The organism is Salegentibacter sp. (assembly GCF_036568425.1).
In the GTDB taxonomy this organism is placed as follows: Bacteria; Bacteroidota; Bacteroidia; order Flavobacteriales; family Flavobacteriaceae; genus Salegentibacter.
In genome coordinates this window covers 1-6,813 of sequence record NZ_DATCSO010000001.1, presented here as the reverse complement: position 1 = coordinate 6,813, position 6,813 = coordinate 1, and the positions used below count along the sequence as shown (strand labels likewise).

Here is a 6,813-nt window from a genome sequence, read left to right as displayed (position 1 = left end):
CCTAACATCCAGGAAACACAGCTAACATTGGTAGCCACCGGAATACAGCCATACCACATGCCTTCAGCTATGGTTTTAGGCCAACCTTCGCTTTTTGAGAGCAGGATCACAAAATGGGCTTTTTTATAGGCCTCTTGCAATTCCTCCAGGCTTTTTCGACCTTTAAGTTTAACGAAGTCCTGCAATTCATTCGTGTGAATATATTCCCTGAGAGAATCTTTTAAAATCCCATCCCCATAGATTTCGAGTTCTGAATTTAATCCTTTTACTGTAAGGCTTTCTATGAGTTGGATCGCTTCAAAAACTCCTTTCCCTTCCACCAGGTTACCGGTATAGATAAACCTATAGGGCGGGCTGAATTCTTTTTGAACTACTTCCCTTTCCTTTTCAGAAAAACTGGCAGTAAAGAAGGGCACTATATTTTTGCTTTGTCCCGTCCAGTCACCATAGACCAGCACCTTAATATTTCTGCTTAAAAAAGTATTGCTCAGGATCCACTTCTGAAAGTCGTAGGTCCACGGCTGATTAGCATCAGGATCCCAATTTCCGGCATATTTTACGGTTTTGGGTTTCTGCGGAAAGAAAATCTGGGCAATTGCAGCCAGTAAGCCAATATTTCCCGGGCATCTCAAATGCAAATGATCTGCCCGGCGCATGGCGCCAATAATTCTAAAAAAAATAATTGGGATTTTTATTAGGGAATCTAAAGCCGCAGGAAAGTTAAGTAGGTGAAAAGATGGAATCTTAGTGTAAGTAAAGCGGGGATGCTTATAAAACTCCCCTTTTCTCCTCATCTCCTTTTCTCCATTTCGCCCAGTCCCAAATTCTCCACTTTCGCTTTTCAAGTCCAAAGGCGCAACAATTTCAACCTCCTCAACATACCTAAACCACAGATTCATCTCCCGCACATAGGGACTGTAGGCGTAATACCTGCCATCCTGTTCCCGATGGATCACGTGGGTAAATACAGCGAAGCGCATCAGTCTTGTCTTTTTTTCATTCGCAGGCTCAGATGCATGCATTTGAACATGGCCTCATCAGAATACAGAGAATTTTTCCAATCTTCCCGGTGCCAGGCTTTCGCCTTTTGTATTCTCTTCTCTTCAGAAATAGGTAACAAACCAATAAAAGCGCTCCATTTAGCCTTACCTAAAATTGCTCTACGTTCTTTAATTTCAAAAGCTTCCGCTAACTTATAATAGGTTTTTTTTGAAAAAGGCCATTCCCAATCCCTGTCGCTCTGGAAAGGTCGGTAAATCCTTCTTAAGATCTTAATGGGTTTACTGGTTTCCAATGGATCATAACTAATGATCTCTCCCCCGGGCACGAGCTTTTCTTCTAATTTTATTATCAATTCATCCACATCTTTAAAATGATGTAAAACCCCGTAGGCATATATAAGGTCAAAATCCTTTTCTATAAACTCCTCTGAAAGAAAATCTTTCACCTCAGCCTTTGCCCCGGAGATATTTTTGAGTCTCCGGCTAAGGATGGCGACACCTTTAGGACTAAGATCTATACCGAGATACTCCTTCGAGTGTTCGGCGAGATGCATACTCAAAACATTGCCTGCATAACAGCCCAGGTCCAGCACTTTTTTTTGTGAAAGGTCACCAAACCAACTCTTATGCAGATGATATATATCCTGTTCTACCCCAATTTGCTTTTTAAGATTGTTCAAAGCCTTATTTCTAAAATAAGACCAGACCCTACTCGGTAAATTCTTATCAAAATTTTGATAAAATTCTCTCTGCCGCTTATTTATTTCCTCTCGTTCCTTATTCATTTCAACACGAAGCCTTATTTAAAGATAAAAGATTGCTCAACAAAATTATCGACTAGCTTATTTAATTCATAGGTTTCCAAAAAGCTTATATACGCCTGTTCGGCAAGTTTATCCCTAAAATCCGGTTTTTCTAATAATCTAAGGAGTTTTGATGCGAGTTCCTTATGACTTCCAGGCTCAAATAATAGGCCGCTTACCTCATCTTCTATAATTTCGGCTATCCCGGTGGTATTGGAACCTATAACCGGAGTATGTACCGAAAAACTCTCGATCACCACATACCCAAAAGCTTCATAATAAGAAGGCACTATACTACAATAGGCTGTTGAAAAAGCTTGCAGCACATAATCTTTTGATTGATTACCAACAAACTTAATATTCTTCTCCAGTTTTAATTCTTCCTTAAGCTTAATTAATTCCAGCATTATCCCTGCTTCATCTTCTCCTCCAATTACTTCTAAAAAAATATTTGGATACCTTTCCTTTACTATTGCCAGAGCTCTTAAGAGCACTTTAATTCCCTTAAGCCTATGCAATCTACCTACATAAACTAATTTATTTTGATTGGTCTTCTTCTTTATTTGAGGATCATTTACCGCATTTGGAACAACCTCTATTTTTTTCTTATTTATATTAAAGGCGTCGATAGCATCTAATCTTGCCGACTCTGAATTAGCTATTATCCTGGAAGCCAGTTTGTATAAATACTTTTTCCTCCAGAAGAGCATCCGCTTAAATTCTAACTGACTGGTTAGGGTATGGTACCAGGCTACCCGGTGTTTTACTCCCATTAAAAAACCTCCCAGAATAAAAAGATTAACAGCTCCAAAGCTTGCGATCAGGATTTCAGGTTTATGCTCCCTGATATTCTTTATTAAGAACCGAAAATCAACAAACTTTGTAGGTCGTCTGGAAGGCCATTCCTGAATTTTTATAGATTTTTCCAGGATTAGATCATGATCTTCGGTGGCATGGCTAAAAATAATTACCTGATAATTTCTGGATAACCGATTAGCCAGGCTAACAAAAAATTCAGCAACCGAAGAATTCTTTAAGGTAAAAGCTATAAAAACTGTTTGCATCAGTTATCCTTTATTCAATTATTTACTGGAAAACACCTCATCTTAAAATCTCAGGATAGGTATAGGGGTTCAGGAAATGTTTTAGCTGTTTGGCAAAAATTATCAAAGCTCCATGTTTATACGGCATTCCAAACCCCCCACTGATTCCTTGTATGCGCAAGGGATGGGGAAATTGATTATAAAAACCTTTTCCTTGAGTTTTAAACTCCACAACTGCTTGCCATAAAGCTTTCTCAAAGGAGAATCCCAAATTAATGGACCTTCCACTTTCCCTAAGGTAAGGCCAGAATCCTTTGGTGAACATGAAACATCTGGAATCCATTTTTAACCTTTTATAAATATTACTAAATACCAATCCTTCCTGAGACAAGCTCCTATCAATGGCAGGACGAACTATTTTATTAATATTCAAAACCTTTAATCTCCCGGTTATTTTCAGGATTATACTTGAATCCTTAATGAATCCTGAATTTCTTAAAGTATATTCAATTATTTCTAATTCCTTATAGCCTTTACCCCTATCCGGGGAGCTTGACGGGGAATGAAATGTAAGAAATTCCAACCTGTTTGATTCCGGAAAATTACCGGCCAGGGAATTACCAGAGTTTTCAGAAAAAACAATTTTATAAGGGGTATTAGCTAAGTAAAAAGAAATGGCTTCCAGATAATGCTTTTTTCTTATTTCAGGATCTTTTACTGCCAAAACATCAGCAGAATTAGGCTGAATTGTTCCTGTTAATAATAAAATAATTTCCTTTTTAGTAGTACTACTAGTCATTCTTTTAAACTACATTACAATAATTCCAGTTTTCCATGGTGTTCACACCAGAACAATACTTATTAAAACGCTTATTGTTTTAAGACTCTAAGCAATCCACTGAGTCTCCCCCGTGCGTCGTCAAATCCACTTCTATCTTTATTGAAGCCATTCGCAAATCTAATCATTAACAACAAGATATGTATTGTCCAGAATTTAAGGGAGTTTTTGAAGGAAGGATAAGGATTTTTTAATTTCCACACGTGATATCCATTCTCAACGACCATTTTTCCATATTTATAATGATCGGGCCTGCCAGCTTTATCGTGAAGATGCTCTACTTTTGCAGCAGTATTCACATATAACTGCCCAATTGCGGAGGCTCGTAAACAAAAATCCAGGTCTTCATACAAACCATAACCTATAAATTTTTCTGAAAAATTAATTTCTGAAAAAAGCTCATGCCTATAGGAAGCCACCCCTCCCATAAAAAATTCTACCGGGTAAATCTTTTCCGAAGGAGGTAAGAATCCGGTGGAAAAACCGTGGGAGAATTCAGGCATGAAGCCCGGGGGTTTATCTGATAACAATCCTAAGTGTTTTCTCAGGACGTTTCTTTGTCCTAATGGTCTCACATAAGCATCAAATTGAAATTCAGCCAACCGCGGTTTATTGTTTTCTGAAACTTTTTTCCACGGAATATCATCTTTGATATAACCTCCAACCCCTAGTGCATCAGGATGTAGCTTATAAGTTCGAATCAATTCAGCGAAATAATCAGGAGCTAAGACTATATCATCATCCAGAAAACAAAGAACATCCATATCGGGACTTGAATGCTTCACCCCATAATTTCGTTGCCGGGTAAGTCCGCTTTCATCCTTTCCTACTTTGTGATATTTTAAAGCTGGGTAAACCTTCTCCTCAAACAGCTTTTTTGTTAAATCGTCGGGGGAAGCATCAATAACGAGGATCTCATCGGGATATAAGCTTTGCTGCATCACCGATAGCATTAGGCGCTCGATTGCATTTTTTCGACGGTATGTACAAATGATTAAGTTAAACTTCATTCGTTCTCAGTGAATTTAATAAGCTTAATTCCGTATTTAAAGCAGCAGCATTTATGATATTGATGTTACTAAGTGGCCATTGCCTCAAGTCTCTACGGGCAATGGCTCCTTTGATTATGAGATTTGTATAGATACCTCCCACGTGATTTTGTTCAAAATAAGATTTTAAATTTGTCTCCATGTTTGGCTGCTGATAAACCTCAACCCAATTAAAAGATTTTAATAGGCGGTATCTTTTCTTTGGGTTTCCCGACTTCATTACTCTCTCTATTAGAAAATCGTCTATTCCCGACCTTATGAACCAAATTGGCACTTTAAATATATCGGGGGATTTAAACGGAACGAATGGGATCTGACTCGTAGGCACGCCAGCCGCCGATTTTAAATCTTTTACTAAGCTGAACAAAGATTTTACATACCTTCCGTTCAGTCTCAAATTCGGATGTAAGTTACTGGTTAACCTAAGAATTTGCACCGACATCGGAATACAATAACTCTTGAATTTAGAATCTAAGATCAGGATCTGTTTTCCCATTGGGATTCGGGAATGAGTAAACCAGGTAAAAATCTCGGAAACCAGCTCCAGATATGGTAAGTTATGCTGTTCAATCCTTAAAAATAATTCTTCCAGGTCTGTAATAATCCCATGCAATAATTGTTTCTCCGAAATTTGTATGTTAAGCCTCTCGATATGAGTTTGGGAAAGCAATTTGGTGTAATTTTGAACAATCCCATCTTTCCACTCCTCAAAAGCTTCCCTGGTGTTTTTTTTAAAAGGATAATTCTTTTCCAGGAGGTAATAATCTTTAAAATTTTTCCAGTCTTTCTTAATTGGAATATTTCTTCCCTGCAAAGATTCGGTCATATCTCCTACCAACATGATTTCCCTCTTCCTCCCTTCCTGTGCCTCCAGTATTTCGAGCCAGTGGTTTAAATAAACAGCCTCGGTTTGAATGGTGTATTCCTCAAGAACTTCCTTCGGTGGAAAGTTCAATTCAGGTCGGGAATAACTTTTGAATTTAGCGTCATACAGCTCAGCAACGCGTTTTGCAATAAGAGTTTCATAATAATCTTCCTGCCCGTATGTGTGACAGGATAAATGCTTTTCCTCCGGAACCCCACCAATTATTAACCTACTGTCCATCCCACCGCTTAAGCCTAAATGGACATTCTCCTCCTCTGCCAGGCAATATGATATCTCCCTTTTAAATGCTTTCCAGTAATCTAAAGGAAGAATACTATCTGAAAGGCCCTGGTATAATTCATTATCATATTTTTTCTCTTTTATCTCTCCGGACCTATTGAACCTAATCCATTCTCCCGGCAGAAGACGTTTTACATTTTTTAATAGAGTTCTGGACCCGATATTCGAAAATTCAGGGCCATAAGTACGTTGAAATAGGCCCACCTCGTCGATTAATGCTTCTGATACCACCCCCAACCAAATGAGACTGTTAGAGATATATAAATCCTCCTTCCCAATTAAATAATACAGAGGATACACCCCTATTGCATCATTACAAATAACGATCTCCTCACTGCTTTCCTCTATTATCGCACTGGAGAAAGATCCACTTATGGAATCTGGTACAGGCCATTGTTTAGTGATTAACCCTAGGGCGTTTTCAGTTTGAGAATCTACTTCTGATACTTCAAAATCAAAATCTCTGATATAACCATCTATAAAAGCCTTAAGGCCATCCCCTTTATACAGGCAGACTTCTTTTTCTGTAACAAGGCTATATGAACCCAGCCTACCTTTCTCAATCTCATATTTCTGTTCCAGCTTCTGGAATTCATTTTCACTAAGGGCTCCCTGACTGATTAAAAACTTCATTCCGTAAAATTACTTTAGCAACAGTTTTTTAGCCCAATCTTCGCTCAAGGCCCAGCGCAACTTCATATCTTTCCAATATTTTATTGGATTCATGATCCTGTTTTTAGCATAATTACGCAGAAAAAGTTCTGCTTTAAAACCCTTCATTTGCCACGAATTATGATATCTATGGGAATATAACATGATAGTGGGTGCCGGCTTGGGATTATCTTCTCTCCAGGGCGGTAGGGAAATTTCTCTAAACCCCCCTCTTGGTGCCTTTAGATGCAGAATCTTGATTT

General features: G+C 38.3%; 6 protein-coding genes and 1 pseudogene. All 7 read right to left on the bottom strand.

Going from position 1 to position 6,813, the window contains the following annotated elements; all coding sequences use genetic code 11:
- The coding region (locus VIM94_RS00035) for a glycosyltransferase (protein ID WP_332037241.1) at positions 1-980 on the bottom strand (980 nt) is incomplete at its 3' end.
- Positions 980-1,786 carry a class I SAM-dependent methyltransferase gene (locus tag VIM94_RS00030; RefSeq protein WP_332037240.1) on the bottom strand — a complete coding sequence of 269 codons (807 nt, stop codon included), beginning with the start codon at positions 1,784-1,786 and terminating at the stop codon, positions 980-982. The genes VIM94_RS00035 and VIM94_RS00030, both read right to left, overlap by 1 nt.
- Positions 1,787-1,800: 14 nt before the next feature.
- Entirely contained in the window at positions 1,801-2,868 is a 1,068-nt protein-coding gene (locus VIM94_RS00025; RefSeq protein WP_332037239.1) for a glycosyltransferase family 4 protein, read from the bottom strand.
- A 37-nt stretch (positions 2,869-2,905) separates the two neighbouring features.
- The gene (locus VIM94_RS00020) at positions 2,906-3,646 is read right to left on the bottom strand and encodes a hypothetical protein (protein WP_332037238.1); all 741 of its coding nucleotides are present in this window, start codon (positions 3,644-3,646) and stop codon (positions 2,906-2,908) included.
- A gap of 71 nt (positions 3,647-3,717) precedes the next feature.
- Positions 3,718-4,695 carry a glycosyltransferase family 2 protein gene (locus VIM94_RS00015; protein WP_332037237.1) on the bottom strand — a complete coding sequence of 326 codons (978 nt, stop codon included), beginning with the start codon at positions 4,693-4,695 and terminating at the stop codon, positions 3,718-3,720.
- A complete protein-coding gene (locus tag VIM94_RS00010) occupies positions 4,685-6,532 on the bottom strand; it encodes a hypothetical protein (RefSeq protein WP_332037236.1) in 1,848 nt (615 codons plus the stop codon). The genes VIM94_RS00015 and VIM94_RS00010 overlap by 11 nt, the downstream gene beginning before the upstream one ends.
- 9 nt (positions 6,533-6,541) lie before the next feature.
- Positions 6,542-6,813: pseudogene (locus tag VIM94_RS00005) on the bottom strand (glycosyltransferase family 2 protein); the annotation flags it as partial.